Below are 14,158 nucleotides of genomic sequence, written 5' to 3'. Positions count from 1 at the left end.
AAAGGGTTTGACCGATGCCTTCATTGAAGGATCTCCGCAACCGGATCTCCTCCGTCAAGGCGACGCAGAAGATCACCAAGGCGATGCAGATGGTCGCCGCGGCAAAGCTGCGCCGCGCGCAGGAAGCGGCCGAGGCCGCGCGTCCCTATTCGCAGCGCATGGGCGCCGTTCTGGCCAATCTCGCCGCATCCGTCGATGGCGATGACGCGCCGCGCCTGATGGCCGGGACCGGCAAGGACGACACCCACCTTCTGGTCTGCTGCACGGCAGAACGCGGTCTGTGCGGCGGCTTCAACTCGTCGATCGCCAAGAAGGTGCGCGAAGATGCGCGCCGGCTTCAGGGCGAGGGCAAGGACATCAAGATCCTGTGCGTCGGCAAGAAGGGCTTCGATATCCTCAAGCGGGATTTCGCGTCGCTTATCATCGACCGGATAGACCTGCGCGAGGTCAAGCATCTGGCCTTCAGCGATGCCGATGCGATCGGCAAGAAGGTGATCGCGCTTTTCGAAGAGGGCGCGTTCGACGTCTGCACGCTCTATTACTCGGAATTCAAGTCGGTGATCAGCCAGATCCCGACCGGCCAGCAGCTGATTCCGGCGGCCGACGAAACGACGTCCGCCGACGAAGACAACGGGTCCATATATGAATATGAGCCCGATGCCGGCGCGATTCTGGACGATCTGGTGCCGCGCAACATTTCGGTTCAGATTTTCCGGGCGCTTCTGGAAAACGCGGCTTCCGAGCAGGGCGCGCGGATGAGCGCGATGGACAATGCGACCCGCAATGCGGGCGAGATGATCGACAAGTTGACGCTGAGCTACAACCGCCAGCGCCAAGCGCAGATCACCAAGGAACTCATTGAGATTATTTCGGGCGCCGAAGCGCTCTAGAAAGAAGGGTCGAGACGATGGCAAAAGCAGCCAAGACGAAGGCCGCCAAGGGCGCGGCCGGCAAGATCGAACAGGTGATCGGCGCGGTCGTTGACGTGAAGTTCGACGGCGAGTTGCCGCCGATCCTGAACGCGCTCGAGACGGAGAATCTGGGCCAGCGGCTGGTGCTCGAAGTGGCGCAGCATCTTGGCGAGAGCATTGTGCGCTGCATCGCCATGGACTCCACCGAGGGCCTGGTGCGCGGCCAGGCGGTCAACGACACCGGGTCGCCGATCACGGTTCCGGTCGGCCCGCAGCTCCTGGGACGCATCATCAATGTGGTCGGCGAACCGATCGATGAGGCCGGTAAAGTCGAGGGTGAGGAAGTGCGCGGCATTCACCAGCCGGCACCTGAATATGTCGACCAGTCGACCGAAGCCGAAATCCTCGTCACCGGCATCAAGGTCCTCGATCTTCTGGCGCCTTACGCCAAGGGCGGAAAGATCGGCCTGTTCGGCGGCGCCGGCGTCGGCAAGACCGTTCTGATCCAGGAACTGATCAACAACGTCGCAAAGGCCCATGGCGGCTATTCGGTGTTTGCCGGTGTCGGCGAACGCACGCGCGAGGGCAACGACCTTTATCACGAATTCATCGAATCGGGCGTCAACAAGGAAGGCGGCGGCGAGGGCTCGAAGGCCGCGCTCGTCTTCGGCCAGATGAACGAACCGCCCGGCGCGCGCGCGCGCGTCGGCCTGACCGGTCTGACGATCGCCGAATATTTTCGTGACGAGGGCCAGGACGTTCTGTTCTTCGTCGACAATATCTTCCGCTTTACGCAGGCGGGTTCGGAAGTTTCGGCGCTTCTGGGCCGCATTCCCTCGGCGGTGGGCTATCAGCCGACGCTGGCCACCGACATGGGTGCCCTCCAGGAGCGCATCACGACCACGACCAAGGGGTCGATCACCTCGGTGCAGGCCATCTATGTGCCGGCCGACGATCTGACCGACCCGGCGCCGGCCACCTCGTTTGCCCACCTTGACGCGACGACCGTGCTCAACCGCGCCATCTCGGAAAAGGGCATCTACCCCGCCGTGGACCCGCTCGATTCCACCTCGCGCATGCTTGATCCGATGATCGTCGGCGAGGAGCATTATCGTGTGGCCCGCGCAGTGCAGGAAACGCTTCAGCGTTACAAGTCGCTGCAGGACATCATCGCGATCCTGGGCATGGACGAACTGTCCGAAGAGGACAAGCTGACCGTCGCTCGCGCCCGCAAGGTCGAGCGCTTCCTGTCGCAACCCTTCTTCGTCGCCGAAGTCTTCACCGGTTCGCCGGGCAAGCTGGTCGACCTCGCCGACACGATCAAGGGCTTCAAGGGCCTTGTCGAAGGCGAATACGATCATCTGCCGGAAGCCGCCTTCTACATGGTCGGCACGATCGACGAAGCGGTGGAAAAGGCACAAAAGCTGGCGGCCGAAGCCGCTTGATGGCACAATGATAGCGGGCCGCCCGGCATACGGGCGGCGCCTGGGAGGGCCGAGAGATGAATTTCAACCTGATTGCGCAGCTCGCGTTTGCCGGCGCATTGATCGGATTCCTGATCGGGCCGAACTCGCTTGACGAATTCATCGGCATCATCCCGAACAATCCGGTGCCGATGAACATTTTCGGCGGTGCGTTGATCGGCGCTGCGCTTGGCGTTCTGGGCTCGCTGACCAAAGAGATTGAGTAAAAGATGGCCGACGGTTTCAATTTCGAACTGGTTTCGCCCGAGCAATTGCTGGTTTCCACCGAGGTTTCCCAGGTGGTGGTGCCGGGTGCCGACGGCTATTTCACGGTACTGGCCAATCACGCGCCCACCATGTCTACGCTGCAGCCGGGCGTGGCCGAGGTCACCGAGACCGGCGGTTCCACGGAGAAATATGTCGTCTTTGGCGGCTTTGTCGATGTGACGCCGGAGACCTGTACGCTGCTTGCCGAATCGGCGGTGCGTGTTGCCGATATCGACCGCGGCGATCTCGATCAGCGCATACAAGATGCGCGCGAAGATGTGTCCGATGCCAAGGATGACGAAACGCGCACCAAGGCACAGGCCTATCTCGATCAGTTGACCACGCTTCAGGGCGCCGTTCTTCCGGCCTGACCGTTCGGTCAATTGGAGTTCTTGAAAGGCGGTCTTCGGGCCGCCTTTTTCGTTGTGTCACTGCACGGCGCGGAACGCATCGGGATAGGCGACCGGACCGGCATAGCCATCAAGACCGCCCGGCGCGAGCTCAAGTGCCTGCAAAAACGGCCCCTGAAAGGCACATGTCACCGGTTCGGCCAAGGAGCGCTTGAAACCGAAGCGGCCGTAATAGACCGGATCGCCAAGGACGAAAGCGCTTTTCCAGCCCTCCCGCCGGGCCATTTCCAGGGCGCGGCGCACCAGTTCGGTGCCGATCTGAAAATCGCGCCATTCCGGATCGACGGCCAAAGGACCAAGGCCGAGCGCGCCATCGGGTCCGTCCAGCTTGGACAGCACCACGTGTCCGACAACCATCGCATCGAGCTTTGCCACCAGATCGATCGTCTCGGTCTCACCTTCGATCAGCGCGATGGCGAGATCGGCCTCCGCGTCGCGGCTGAACGCCCTGCGGTGGATGGCGCGAACGGCGATATGGTCCTCGGGGGCGGACGGGCGGAAGACCGTCTTGTTGATGATCATGGCGCCATCATGTAGCGCGCCCGTGTGACAATCAAGCTAAGCCGCCAGAAGCATGGGTTGGGCCGAACCGCCGTCAACCGGCCTGGCCGGCCAGATGGGCGAACATCGCGACCACCTGCCGATAGGCGTCGCGCTTGAAGTCGACGATCGAGTCGGGCAACGTTTCCATCTCCACCCATTTCCACGCATCGAACTCCGGGTCGTGGCCGTCGGGCGGGGGATTGATGCGGATTTCGCTCTCATCGCCCGTGAAGCGGAACGCGAACCAGTGCAACTCCTGGCCGCGATACTTGCCCTTCAGACCGATGCCGATCATGTGCGCGGGCAGGTCGTAGCGAATGGTACGCGGTGCACGCTCGATCAGTTCGACCGAGTGCATACCGGTTTCCTCGTAGAGCTCGCGCCTTGCGGCCGGCAGCGGATCCTCGCCCTTGTCGATGCCGCCCTGCGGCAACTGCCACAGAAGCGGCGACCCGGAATATTCGGTGTTGCCTTCCTTCATCCGGCGGCCGACCCACACCAGGCCCTGACGGTTGAGGACGAGCAGACCGGCGCATGGCCGATAGGGAAGATCGTCGGCCGCGACGGGTTGGGTTCTGGTCGCCATCAATCACTGTCTCCGGTTGGCGAGAGCGGCAACGCCGACGATCTGGAAGCCGCGCTTCTTGGCGTCGTTCGCCCAGTCGGCAACCGTCGACACGGTCAGTTCGAGCGCCGAGCCGCTGCCGGCGGCATAGCCGCGCGCCGTGGCCAGCTCCTCGAGCGCTTTCAGCCGCTTTTCGATATCGTCACGGCTGCGTGACGCGTCGATGACGATATCGGCCTGAAGATAGGGAACACCTTTTCGCGCCGCGGCCGAAGCGAGTTCCGCGCCGCCGGCGGTTCCGTCATTGAAGAACAGCAGTCCACGGTAGGACAGGTCGCCCAGCACCGGCGCCATCGCGGTTTCGTTGCCGGCAAAGCGCGCGCCCATATAGTTCATCACGCCTGTATAGTTGGTCAGCCGCCCCAGCGCCCAATGCAGGTTCTCGAGGTTGGTTTCCGCCGATGACGCCAGACGCAGCGTGCGCGGCCCGGGATTGATCTCGGGATAGCCGAACGGCTCCATCGGCACCTGGACGAGAAGTTCATGGCCCTTCTTGCGCGCTTCGCGCATCCAGCGGCCGAGCGAATTGCCCGTCGGCGCGAAGGCGAGCGTGATCTCGGGCGGCAGGCTCTCGATCGCACGATGGCTGCCCGTCTGCGACAGGCCAAGGCCGCCGATCACGATGGCGATCCGCTTGCCCTGATCGCCGGCCCATGGCCGTGCATAGATGTCCATCGGCCGGCGGCCGGTATCGGTTCGCACGGGCAGCGGGCCGAAGTCGGTGTCCTCGAGCGCGGCATCTTCGGGCAGGTGCGCGATGCGAAGGGGTTGGCCGACATTGGCCGCCGCCGGATCGCGCACCGTTATGATCTTCGGCCCGCCCGGCGACACGCTGGCGCCATCGTCGTCGAAGGTGGGCAGCGGCAATTCGGGCGTGCCGTCATTGCCCTGCCCGTCGCCATAGACGATCTGCACGTCGGTATTGCCCGTTTGTCCGGTCTGCTGCATTGCCACAGCGCCCGTCACCGTCTGGGTGTCGGGCGCGCTGGCGGCGGTCGGCCCCGGCAAGGTCACAAGGGCTGTCTGCGGCGCCCTGTCGGTTGCGGCGATGACGGCGATGTTGCCGGCGACCATCAGCGCGACGAGCAGGGAGGCAGCAACAAGGCCGAAACGGCTGCCACGCGGTGCCCTGGACGCGCGATCCTTTGCTTTCTGTCGGGGTCTGTCGCGGCCGAGTGGCGCGTGAAGGTCGGTCATCGAACGGTCCCGGAGCGGGAAGACGGGAAACGAATCAAAAAGGCCACCGCGGAACGGTGGCCTTCCAGTCTATTGTTCGCCGGCCGTTTGGCAATGTCCGGCCCGACGGGCGGCGTCAGTTGGGCAGCGCCGTCGTCGGATCGGCCGGAAACGCCGCATGGGCTTCCTCGCCGCGCAGCAGCGACAGCGCATATTGCAACTGGTCGTCCTCCTCGGCGTCCTGGGGCACATAGGCGACCGAGCCCGAGCCGCTCTCATCTTCCTCTTCGCCCTGAATATGGCCGCGCAGGTCCGATTCGCCGCGCGCCAGTTCGTCTTCGCGGTCCTGCAGCTCCTCGGGCAGGGTCTGGCCGACCTCGATATCGGGCGTGATGCCCTTGCCCTGAATGGAGGTTCCGGCCGGCGTGTAGTAGAGCGCCGTCGTCAGGCGCAGCGCACCGGCTTCGCCGAGCGGGATGATGGTCTGCACCGAACCCTTGCCGAAGGACTGGGTGCCGACAACGGTCGCCCTGCGGTGGTCCTGCAGCGCGCCGGCCACGATCTCGGAAGCCGATGCGGAGCCGCCATTGATCAGGACGACGATCGGCTTGCCATCGATCAGGTCGCCGCCGCGCGCCGAAAAGCGCCGGCTGTCGCGATCGTCGCGTCCCCGCGTCGACACGATAAGGCCCTTTTCGAGAAACGCATCGGAAATGTTGATCGCCTGATCGAGAAGACCGCCCGGGTTGAGCCGCAGGTCCAGAACCAGGCCCTTCATCTCGTCCTCGCCGATTTCCTCGACAAGCTGCTCGATGCCGTCGCGCAGATCGTCATAGGTCTGTTCGGTGAAGGAGATGACCCGCATATAGCCCACATCGCCCTCGGCGCGGAACTTGACCGCCTGCAGTTTGATGATGTCGCGAATGATGGTGATCTCGAGCGGCGCGTCGGCCCCTTCGCGCAGGATCGTCAGCTCGATTGGCGTGTTGACCGGGCCGCGCATCTTTTCGACCGCTTCCTGAAGGGTGAGCCCGCGCACTTCCTCGCCGTCGATCGCGGAAATGAAATCGCCGGCCAGAACGCCGGCCGCCTCGGCCGGCGTGCCGTACATCGGCGTGATCACCTTGACCAGTTCGTCTTCCATCGTGACCTCGATGCCCAGGCCACCGAACTCGCCGCGCGTCTGGGTGCGCATGTCCGCCGCATCGTCGGCATTGAGGAAGGACGAATGCGGATCGAGCGATGTCAGCATGCCGTTGATGGCATTCTCGATCAGCTCTTTCTCCTGCGGTTCCTCGACATAGTTGGCGCGGACCCGCTCGAAGATGTCGCCGAAGATGGCAAGCTGGCGATAGGTTTCGCTGCCCGCGGCGTTGGCGCTCATCATCGGCTGGCCGGCGACCAGCAGCGTCGTCGCCGCGCCGACAAGGGCACCGGCGAACAAAAGGCTCGCTCTTCTAAACATCTGCGTCATGTCCTTCCTGTGCCGGCGCGTTCCCACCATCGCGCGGGATCGACCGGTCTGCCATCTTTCCTGAACTCAACATAGAGCGTCGGACTGTCGTTTTCAGTGGCGGCGGCGGTTACGCCCGCGAGACGGATCGAGCCCATGATCCCGACCGGCTCGCCACCGGCGACGAACTGGCCTTTCGACACTTCGATCCGGTCCATGCCTGCCAATACCATATGATACCCGTTGCCCGCGTCCAGTATCAATAGATTACCATATGCGCGAAACGGTCCCGCATAAAGCACCCAGCCATCGGCCGGCGCGGTCACGATTGCGTTAGAGCTGGTCTGCATCGTGTCGCCGCGGGCGATGCTGCCCAAACCGTCATCGTCACCAAATGCGGTGATTGTGCGGCCTGCCACGGGACGCTCCAATTGGCCGGTCAACTGCGCAAACGGCGTCAAAGGCGCGATCCGCGTCTGCCGGGCGGCCAGCTCCTCGGCGCGTTGGCGGCTGGCTTCCAGCCGTTCGCGTGCCGCTTCCTCGGCCTGCCGCGCGGCCTCAAGCCGCTCGCGGGCGATACGTTCTTCGCTTTCACGGGCTTCGCGCTCCGCGTCGAGCCGTGCCTGCCGGGCTTCCCGTTCGGCGCGCTCGGCCTCGATCCGGGCGCGCTCGGCGGCGGCCCGTGCCGCCTCGATGTCGGCTTCCAGCGACATGATCAGCGATTGCAGGTCCTCGGCCTGGGCGGCCAGCGCCGTCAGCCGCTCGTATTCGGCGGCGAGCGTCTGGGCCGTTTGCTGTTCAAGGGCCCGCTTTTCCTCGACCAGAACCGTCAGCCTCGCCTTTTCCTCGGCCTGTTGGCCGCGCGCGGTTTCAAGGCGTGCGCGTTCGTCGGCGATCGTCGCCGTCAACTGGCCCAGTTCCTCGAGATCGGAGACCAGCCTTGCGGTTTCGGTGCGCATTTCGGGAACCACCGCACCGAGCAGGATGGCGCTGCGCACGGAGGACAGCGCGTCATCGGGCTTTACAAGGATTGCCGGCGGGGGGTTGAGCCCCATGCGCTGCAATGCCGCGAGAACCTCGGCCAGAAGCGCGCGGCGTTCCCACAGGCTGGCCCGGATGTCGTCGGTGCTTTGCCGCAGGGCTTCGAGCCGGTTCTCGAGCGCGATGATGTCGAGACCCAGCTTGCGCTCGGTCTTCGCCGCCGCGATCAGAGCCGTGGTGATCGCCGCGCGGTCGGTGCGGATCGTCTCGATCTCGCGCGCCAGTTCCGCCGCCCGCTCCTCGGAGACGCCGCGTTCCTGCAGGATGCGATCGAGTTCGCCGACCGACCGGCCCAGCCGCTGCTCCATGTCGGCGGTGACCGTATCGCTGTCGGCCTCGCCGGCCGGCTGCGCGTGGACAGACCCCGAAAACGCCAGGACGCCGATCAGGAGCAGACCGGCCAGACCGGGAAAGGGCCGGCCTCGTGCGGTGCTACTGCGGCCGGCAACTGATGCCCTGTGCCGCGTCACGCCTTTCCGACCGCCTCGCTGATCTCGAAAAGGTGACCGTCGGGGTCGCGGAAGAAGCAGCGCACCTCCGCGCCCCGATCGACCGGCGGAGTCAGGAAGATGGCGCCGCGCGCCTTGAGCGTCGCATAGGCGGCCTGGCAGTCGGGCACCCGGATGGTCATGGCATGGCTGACCCGGTTCGGTTCGGCGGGCGTTTCCATCGCCGTGTCGGGCTTGTCGTCGGTCGGCCCGCCGCCGGTGACCAGCAGCAGCCAGCTTTCAAGGAATCGCAGGACAATGGACGTTCCGCCATATTCGCGTTCGATGGATGCGCCAAGAACATCGCGATAGAACGTGCGGGCGGCATCGATGTCGCTGACGACCAGAATGTGCGTCAGTGCCATGCCTGGTGCTGGAAAGTCGTCGGCCATCGGCTGCCACCTCCTGGCTGCAGAGCCTGCAAATCACGCCGGCAAACCTAACCCGGTTCCGGCCGGAAGGGAATCGGGTGCCCGCCCGCATCACTGGCGATGATAGGGATGGCCGGCGAGGATCGACACAGCGCGGTAGAGCTGTTCGGCAGCCAGAATGCGGGCGATCTGGTGCGGCCAGGTCATCCGGCCGAGCGAAACCGCCAGATCGGCCCTTTCAAGAACGGATGGCGCATGGCCGTCCGGGCCGCCGATCGCAAACAGGGCGCGCTTGCGGCCATCGTCGCGCTGGCGTGCGATCCAGCGGGCAAATTCGTCTGACGAGAGTGTCTTGCCGCCTTCGTCGAACGCAACCAGCGCGGTTGTCCGGTCTTCGGCAAGCGACAGGCAGTGGGCGCCTTCATCGGCCTTGCGTCGGTCGGTGTCACTGGCGCGGCTTTCGGCGATCTCCGTGACGCCGGCAAATGTCAGGCCGACAGCCGGTCCAGCCTTCTCCAGCCGGCCGAGATAGCGGCCGGTCAGCTCGCGCTCGGGCCCGCTTTTCATGCGGCCGACGGCAAACACGGTCAACTGCATGACGATCAGGTCCGGTGCGGACGATCGGTCAGCGCTGCCTAGTGCAGCGTGTCCGCGTCCGTCTGTTTGTCTTCCGCCCACATCTTCTCGAGCGCATAGAACTCGCGCACTTCGGGACGGAATATGTGAACGATGACATCGCCGGTATCGATCAGCACCCAGTCGGCGGAAGACAGGCCCTCGACCTTGGATGTACCGAAACCGCTGTCCTTGAGCGCCCGCAGCAAATGATCGGCCACCGCACTGACGTGACGGTGCGACCGGCCTGACGCAATGACCATGTGGTCCGCGAGGGCGGATTTGCCTTGGATGTCGAGCGAGACGATGTCCTCGGCCTTCGAATCGTCGAGACTGGCCAGGACGGTTTGCAGGATCTGCTCCGCAACGGCGCGGCCGTGTGGATCAGATGGCGAAGGCCGGTTTTGAGCCTTCTTCAGGGTCTGTGTTCTCAAGAGCTTCCTTTCAATGAACACGGAACAGGCGGGCGATTCGCTGCCCACACCCGTAAAATAGTCACGGGCACCTGACAGTTTCAAGACAAGTTGGTTTACCGCCCGTTAACCCTCGGTCCGGCCCGCACGGATGGCCGTCGAGGAAAGCGGCGATCGCGGGCCGTGCAGGAAGGTCCATGCGGGCGGGTCGAGCCGCGGCAGAAGGGCCGCATCGCCTTCGTCGATCCGCGCTTGCCAGAAGGCCTTGGCCATCACCGACGACAGGAAGGAAAGCGTCGAACCGGGCCGGTCGATCACGGCGATCGGGAAGGTCATCGCTATGGTGCGCCAGTCCTGCCAGTGGTGGAACGTCGCCAGATTGTCCGCACCCATGATCCAGACGAAGCGCACGCCCGGATTGAGCGCCTTGACCAGCGCCAGCGTCTGGGCGGTGTAGTGGACATTGTAGCGCGCCTCGAATGCGGTGACCTTGACGCGCGGATCGTCATTGATCGCCTCGGACCAGGCGACACGCGTTCTGAGCGCCGGCAACCCGGCATTCTCCTTGAGCGGATTGCCCGGCGTGACCATCCACCAGAGCTGGTCGAGCCCGATCCGCCGCAGTGCCAGCTCGGCGACCAGAAGATGTCCGTCATGGGGCGGGTTGAACGAGCCACCGAACAGCCCGACGCTCATCCCCGGCTCCACATGCGGCATCCGCAGATGCGGGCGGCTGACGCCGGCATGGTCGAACATCATGGCTGTCGGGGTCCCCTCTGGCCCGGCCAGGGCTGGCGGGCGGGCGGTTATGGCCGGATCTGGCCGCTGCCGCGCACAAGGTACTTGAAGGAGGTCAGTTGCTCGACGCCGACCGGTCCGCGCGCATGCATCTTGCCGGTGGCAATGCCGATCTCGGCGCCCATCCCGAACTCGCCGCCGTCGGCGAACTGGGTCGATGCATTGTGCAAAAGGATCGCCGAATCGATCTCTGTCATGAAGCGATCGACCGCAGCCCGATCCTCGGCGACGATCGCCTCGGTGTGATTGGAGGAATAGCGGCCGATATGATCGATCGCCCCGCCGACACCGTCGACAAGGGCGACGGAGATGATCGTGTCGAGATATTCCGTCGTCCAGTCGGTTTCGGTTGCCGGCGTGGCCTTGGGCCATGCCGCGACGACGTCCTTGTCGCCGCGAACCGAACAGCCCGCCGCGTCGAGCGCATCGAGGATCGGCGTCAGCATGGCCGGAGCGGCGGCCCGGTCGACCAGAAGCGTTTCGGCGGCGCCGCAAATGCCGGTGCGGCGCATCTTCGAGTTGACCACCAGATCGCAGGCCATGTGGATATCGGCCGAAGCATCCACATAGACGTGGCACAGCCCTTCGAGATGAGCGAAGACCGGCACGCGCGCGTCGGTTTGAACCCGTTCGACCAGGCTGCGTCCGCCGCGCGGAACGATCACGTCCACCGTGCCGCCCAGACCCTTGAGCATTTCACCGACTGCTTTGCGATCGGTGACCGGCACGAGCTGGATCGCATCGGCGGGCAGGTCCGCCGCCTGCAGGCCGTCGAGCAGGCAGGCATGGATGGCGCGTGAGGAATTGACCGAATCCGAGCCGCCGCGCAGGATCACCGCATTGCCAGCCTTCAGGCACAACGCGCCGGCATCGGCGGTCACGTTGGGCCGGCTTTCATAGATCACGCCGATCACGCCGAGCGGCGTGCGCACCCGTTCGATGTGCAGGCCGCTGGGCCGGTCCCATTGTGCGATGATCGAGCCGACCGGATCGTCCAGTTCGGCGATGGCGCGGATGCCGTCGGCCATCGCCTTGACGCGATCGGGATCGAGCTGGAGCCGGTCCAGAAACGCGCCCGCCAGACCGGAGGCGCGGCCCGCTTCCATGTCGATCTCGTTGGCGGACAGGATCGCGTCTTCCGAAGCCACGATCGCGTCGGCCATCGCATGAAGCGCGGCGTTCTTCTGCTCCGGTGTCGCAAATGCCAATGGCGCGGATGCCGCTTTCGCCCGTGCACCCATGTCGGCCATCAGGGCCGGAATATCGATGTTGGCATTGTCCGCGCGCGTCAGCATGGCGTTGTCCTCGTCTGCACGCGGTCTTTTACATGCCGCGCCCGGCAAGGGCAATGTGGCCGTCAGCCGGCCGCGCCCATCACCAGATCGTCGCGGTGCACCATGGCGGCACGCGGCGGGTGGCCCAGTATGGCTTCGATTTCCGGCGTCTTGCGCCCGGCGACAAGGCGCGCTTCGTGGGCATCATAGGCGGCAAGGCCGCGCGCCACTTCGCCCCCCGTGTCGACCAGGATCGCGACCGTGTCACCGCGCGAAAAATCGCCATCGACGCGCTTGACGCCCGCTGGCAGCAGAGACTTGCCCTGCTTGAGCGCTCTGACGGCGCCGGCGTCGACGGTGAGCGTTCCGCGCGGTTCAAGCTTGCCGGCGATCCAGCCCTTCCAGGCTGACACGGGTGCGCTCGATGCGGCGAACCAGGTCGCCCGGCTCCCCTGTTCGAGTTGCCGCAGCGGATGGTCGACCGTGCCACGCGTGATCACCATCGCGGTGCCCGCCGTCGTCGCGATGCGCGCGGCCTCGATCTTGGTACGCATGCCGCCGCGCGCCGTTTCAGACGCCGATTCGCCGGCCATTGCCTCGATCTCCGGCGTCACGGCTGCGACGTGCGCGATGTGGGTGGCGTCCGGGTCGTGCGCCGGAGGCGCAGTGTAGAGCCCGTCGACATCGGACAGCAGAACCAGAAGATCGGCATTCATCATCACGGCAACGCGGGCGGCGAGCCGGTCATTGTCGCCATAGCGGATCTCGCTGGTCGCCACCGTGTCGTTCTCGTTGATGACCGGGATTGCGCCGAACTTCAAAAGCGCGCCGATGGTGGCGCGAGCGTTGAGGTAGCGGCGGCGGGTCTCGGTGTCGTCGAGCGTCACCAGAACCTGTCCCGTGGTGATGGCATGACGGCCAAGCGCGGCGTTCCACGCATGGGCGAGCGCAATCTGCCCGGTGGCAGCGGCGGCCTGGGTTTCCTCGAGCTTGAGGGGCCCGGCCGGCAGTTTGAGGATTGTCCGCCCCAACGCGATGGCGCCGGAAGACACGACCAGCACCTCGTGGCCATTGCCGGCGAGGGCAGCCAGATCGTCGGCAAGGCTGTCGAGCCAGGCAGTGCGCAGACCGTCGACCCGGTCGACCAGAAGGGCCGAGCCGATCTTGACGGTGATGCGGCGGTAACGGGAGAGATCGGCGGTCATGGTTCAACCGTCTCCGGCGAGCGGCTGCCAGGGTTCTCTCTGATCGTCCGCGTCGCGCGCGTGCTCGGCTCGCGCCGCCTCGATGACCGCCATCAGTGCCCGCAGCAACGGTTCGACGCCATCGCGCGTCGCCGACGAGACGCCGAGCACGGCCGTGCCGCTGGCATGTTCGAGCGCGGCCATTTTCTCGGCGCGCATCTCCTCGTCCGCCAGATCGATCTGGGACAGGGCGACGATCTCCGGCTTGTCGGAAAGGCCGTGGCCGTAGGCATCAAGCTCTTCGCGGACCGTCCGGTAAGCGGCCGCCACATCGTCTTCGCGCGCCGACACCAGATGCAGCAGCACCCGGGTGCGTTCGACATGGCCGAGGAACCGGTCGCCGATGCCGGCGCCCGCATGCGCGCCCTCGATCAGCCCGGGAATGTCGGCCATGACGAATTCGCGCGCGTCGATCCGCACGACGCCGAGATTGGGGTGCAGCGTGGTGAAGGGATAGTCGGCGATCTTCGGCTTGGCCGCGGTGACAGAGGCGAGGAACGTGGATTTGCCGGCGTTGGGCAAGCCCACAATGCCCGCATCGGCGATCAGCTTGAGGCGCAGCCAAATCCAGCGCTCCTGCCCTTCAAGGCCCGGATTGGCGCGGCGCGGCGCCTGATTGGTCGACGATCTGAAATGCGAATTGCCGAAGCCGCCATTGCCGCCGCGGGCGAGAAGATGGCGGTCGCCGACCTCGACCAGATCGCAGATCAGCGTTTCATTGTCCTCTTCGAAGACCTGGGTGCCGGCGGGCACCTTGAGCACGATGTCATCGCCGCCGCCGCCGGTCCGGTTGCGCCCCATGCCATGGGCGCCGGTCTTGGCCTTGAAATGCTGCTTGTAGCGATAGTCGATCAGCGTGTTCAGCCCATCGACGGCCTCGATCCAGACATCGCCGCCGCGCCCGCCATCGCCGCCATCCGGACCGCCGAACTCGATGTATTTCTCGCGCCGGAACGACACGGCGCCGGCACCACCATCGCCCGATCGGATGAAAACTTTGGCTTGGTCGAGAAATTTCATCGAACTGTTACGTTGGCCGCGCTAACGGTCGCCACCGTGGGCGCGC

Annotated in this window: 16 protein-coding genes; 4 read left to right on the top strand and 12 right to left on the bottom strand. The window is 65.2% G+C overall.

Features of this window, described 5'->3' with window-relative positions; all coding sequences use genetic code 11:
* Positions 1 to 14 precede the first annotated feature (14 nt).
* From ACOQOU_RS09490 to ACOQOU_RS09475, 4 genes are read left to right on the top strand one after another with little or no spacing between them, the layout of a single operon-like run.
* Entirely contained in the window at positions 15 to 890 is an 876-nt protein-coding gene (locus tag ACOQOU_RS09490) for a F0F1 ATP synthase subunit gamma (RefSeq protein WP_109768922.1), read from the top strand.
* Between the two features lie 17 nt (positions 891 to 907).
* Positions 908 to 2,356, top strand: coding sequence for a F0F1 ATP synthase subunit beta (atpD, locus tag ACOQOU_RS09485; protein WP_306026058.1), 1,449 nt, complete (start codon positions 908 to 910; stop codon positions 2,354 to 2,356).
* A 56-nt stretch (positions 2,357 to 2,412) separates the two neighbouring features.
* Positions 2,413 to 2,601, top strand: a complete 189-nt coding sequence (locus ACOQOU_RS09480; protein ID WP_306026059.1) for a hypothetical protein — start codon at positions 2,413 to 2,415, stop codon at positions 2,599 to 2,601.
* A 3-nt stretch (positions 2,602 to 2,604) separates the two neighbouring features.
* Positions 2,605 to 3,012: a F0F1 ATP synthase subunit epsilon gene (locus ACOQOU_RS09475; protein WP_109768919.1), complete on the top strand. Its 408-nt coding sequence runs from the start codon at positions 2,605 to 2,607 to the stop codon at positions 3,010 to 3,012.
* A 57-nt stretch (positions 3,013 to 3,069) separates the two neighbouring features.
* Here ACOQOU_RS09475 and ACOQOU_RS09470 read toward each other — a convergent pair whose 3' ends face one another.
* From ACOQOU_RS09470 to obgE, 12 genes are all read right to left on the bottom strand, one after another.
* Positions 3,070 to 3,573 carry a GNAT family N-acetyltransferase gene (locus ACOQOU_RS09470; protein ID WP_306026060.1) on the bottom strand — a complete coding sequence of 168 codons (504 nt, stop codon included), beginning with the start codon at positions 3,571 to 3,573 and terminating at the stop codon, positions 3,070 to 3,072.
* Between the two features lie 73 nt (positions 3,574 to 3,646).
* Positions 3,647 to 4,180 (bottom strand): RNA pyrophosphohydrolase, encoded by a 534-nt coding sequence (locus ACOQOU_RS09465; protein WP_109768965.1) that lies wholly within the window; start codon positions 4,178 to 4,180, stop codon positions 3,647 to 3,649.
* 3 nt (positions 4,181 to 4,183) lie between these two features.
* Complete coding sequence (locus ACOQOU_RS09460; RefSeq protein WP_306026061.1) at positions 4,184 to 5,416, bottom strand: divergent polysaccharide deacetylase family protein; 1,233 nt, start codon at positions 5,414 to 5,416, stop codon at positions 4,184 to 4,186.
* Between the two features lie 115 nt (positions 5,417 to 5,531).
* Positions 5,532 to 6,860 (bottom strand): S41 family peptidase, encoded by a 1,329-nt coding sequence (locus ACOQOU_RS09455; RefSeq protein WP_120222687.1) that lies wholly within the window; start codon positions 6,858 to 6,860, stop codon positions 5,532 to 5,534.
* Between the two features lie 5 nt (positions 6,861 to 6,865).
* A complete protein-coding gene (locus ACOQOU_RS09450) occupies positions 6,866 to 8,359 on the bottom strand; it encodes a murein hydrolase activator EnvC family protein (RefSeq protein ID WP_306026062.1) in 1,494 nt (497 codons plus the stop codon).
* Complete coding sequence (locus ACOQOU_RS09445) at positions 8,356 to 8,769, bottom strand: VOC family protein (protein ID WP_306026063.1); 414 nt, start codon at positions 8,767 to 8,769, stop codon at positions 8,356 to 8,358. The genes ACOQOU_RS09450 and ACOQOU_RS09445 overlap by 4 nt, the downstream gene beginning before the upstream one ends.
* A 90-nt stretch (positions 8,770 to 8,859) precedes the next feature.
* Positions 8,860 to 9,345: a 23S rRNA (pseudouridine(1915)-N(3))-methyltransferase RlmH gene (rlmH, locus tag ACOQOU_RS09440; protein WP_306026064.1), complete on the bottom strand. Its 486-nt coding sequence runs from the start codon at positions 9,343 to 9,345 to the stop codon at positions 8,860 to 8,862.
* Positions 9,346 to 9,383: 38 nt separating this feature from the next.
* Positions 9,384 to 9,797 (bottom strand): ribosome silencing factor, encoded by a 414-nt coding sequence (gene rsfS, locus ACOQOU_RS09435; protein WP_109768907.1) that lies wholly within the window; start codon positions 9,795 to 9,797, stop codon positions 9,384 to 9,386.
* A 105-nt stretch (positions 9,798 to 9,902) separates the two neighbouring features.
* Positions 9,903 to 10,535 (bottom strand): nicotinate-nucleotide adenylyltransferase, encoded by a 633-nt coding sequence (locus tag ACOQOU_RS09430; protein ID WP_375566348.1) that lies wholly within the window; start codon positions 10,533 to 10,535, stop codon positions 9,903 to 9,905.
* Positions 10,536 to 10,582: 47 nt separating this feature from the next.
* Positions 10,583 to 11,869, bottom strand: a complete 1,287-nt coding sequence (locus ACOQOU_RS09425; RefSeq protein ID WP_109768898.1) for a glutamate-5-semialdehyde dehydrogenase — start codon at positions 11,867 to 11,869, stop codon at positions 10,583 to 10,585.
* Between the two features lie 62 nt (positions 11,870 to 11,931).
* Positions 11,932 to 13,053 (bottom strand): glutamate 5-kinase, encoded by a 1,122-nt coding sequence (gene proB, locus ACOQOU_RS09420; RefSeq protein ID WP_306026065.1) that lies wholly within the window; start codon positions 13,051 to 13,053, stop codon positions 11,932 to 11,934.
* Between the two features lie 3 nt (positions 13,054 to 13,056).
* Entirely contained in the window at positions 13,057 to 14,112 is a 1,056-nt protein-coding gene (gene obgE / locus ACOQOU_RS09415) for a GTPase ObgE (protein ID WP_306026066.1), read from the bottom strand.
* Between the last annotated feature and the right edge of the window lie 46 nt (positions 14,113 to 14,158).

The organism is Oceaniradius stylonematis, assembly GCF_965223445.1.
In the GTDB taxonomy this organism is placed as follows: Bacteria; Pseudomonadota; Alphaproteobacteria; order Rhizobiales; family Rhizobiaceae; genus Roseitalea; species Roseitalea stylonematis.
The sequence above is the reverse complement of the archived record's forward strand: the minus strand, read 5'-3'. Positions and strand labels throughout refer to the sequence as shown.

Bases quoted from the DNA above. Each gene is read 5' to 3' on its own strand.
- ACOQOU_RS09490 (WP_109768922.1), top strand. From the start codon at position 15: ATGCCTTCATTGAAGGATCTCCGCAACCGGATCTCCTCCGTCAAGGCG.
- atpD (WP_306026058.1), top strand. From the start codon at position 908: ATGGCAAAAGCAGCCAAGACGAAGGCCGCCAAGGGCGCGGCCGGCAAG.
- ACOQOU_RS09480 (WP_306026059.1), top strand. From the start codon at position 2,413: ATGAATTTCAACCTGATTGCGCAGCTCGCGTTTGCCGGCGCATTGATC.
- ACOQOU_RS09475 (WP_109768919.1), top strand. From the start codon at position 2,605: ATGGCCGACGGTTTCAATTTCGAACTGGTTTCGCCCGAGCAATTGCTG.
- ACOQOU_RS09470 (WP_306026060.1), bottom strand. From the start codon at position 3,573: ATGATCATCAACAAGACGGTCTTCCGCCCGTCCGCCCCCGAGGACCAT.
- ACOQOU_RS09465 (WP_109768965.1), bottom strand. From the start codon at position 4,180: ATGGCGACCAGAACCCAACCCGTCGCGGCCGACGATCTTCCCTATCGG.
- ACOQOU_RS09460 (WP_306026061.1), bottom strand. From the start codon at position 5,416: ATGACCGACCTTCACGCGCCACTCGGCCGCGACAGACCCCGACAGAAA.
- ACOQOU_RS09455 (WP_120222687.1), bottom strand. From the start codon at position 6,860: ATGTTTAGAAGAGCGAGCCTTTTGTTCGCCGGTGCCCTTGTCGGCGCG.
- ACOQOU_RS09445 (WP_306026063.1), bottom strand. From the start codon at position 8,769: ATGGCCGACGACTTTCCAGCACCAGGCATGGCACTGACGCACATTCTG.
- rlmH (WP_306026064.1), bottom strand. From the start codon at position 9,345: ATGCAGTTGACCGTGTTTGCCGTCGGCCGCATGAAAAGCGGGCCCGAG.
- ACOQOU_RS09430 (WP_375566348.1), bottom strand. From the start codon at position 10,535: ATGATGTTCGACCATGCCGGCGTCAGCCGCCCGCATCTGCGGATGCCG.
- ACOQOU_RS09425 (WP_109768898.1), bottom strand. From the start codon at position 11,869: ATGCTGACGCGCGCGGACAATGCCAACATCGATATTCCGGCCCTGATG.
- proB (WP_306026065.1), bottom strand. From the start codon at position 13,053: ATGACCGCCGATCTCTCCCGTTACCGCCGCATCACCGTCAAGATCGGC.
- obgE (WP_306026066.1), bottom strand. From the start codon at position 14,112: ATGAAATTTCTCGACCAAGCCAAAGTTTTCATCCGATCGGGCGATGGT.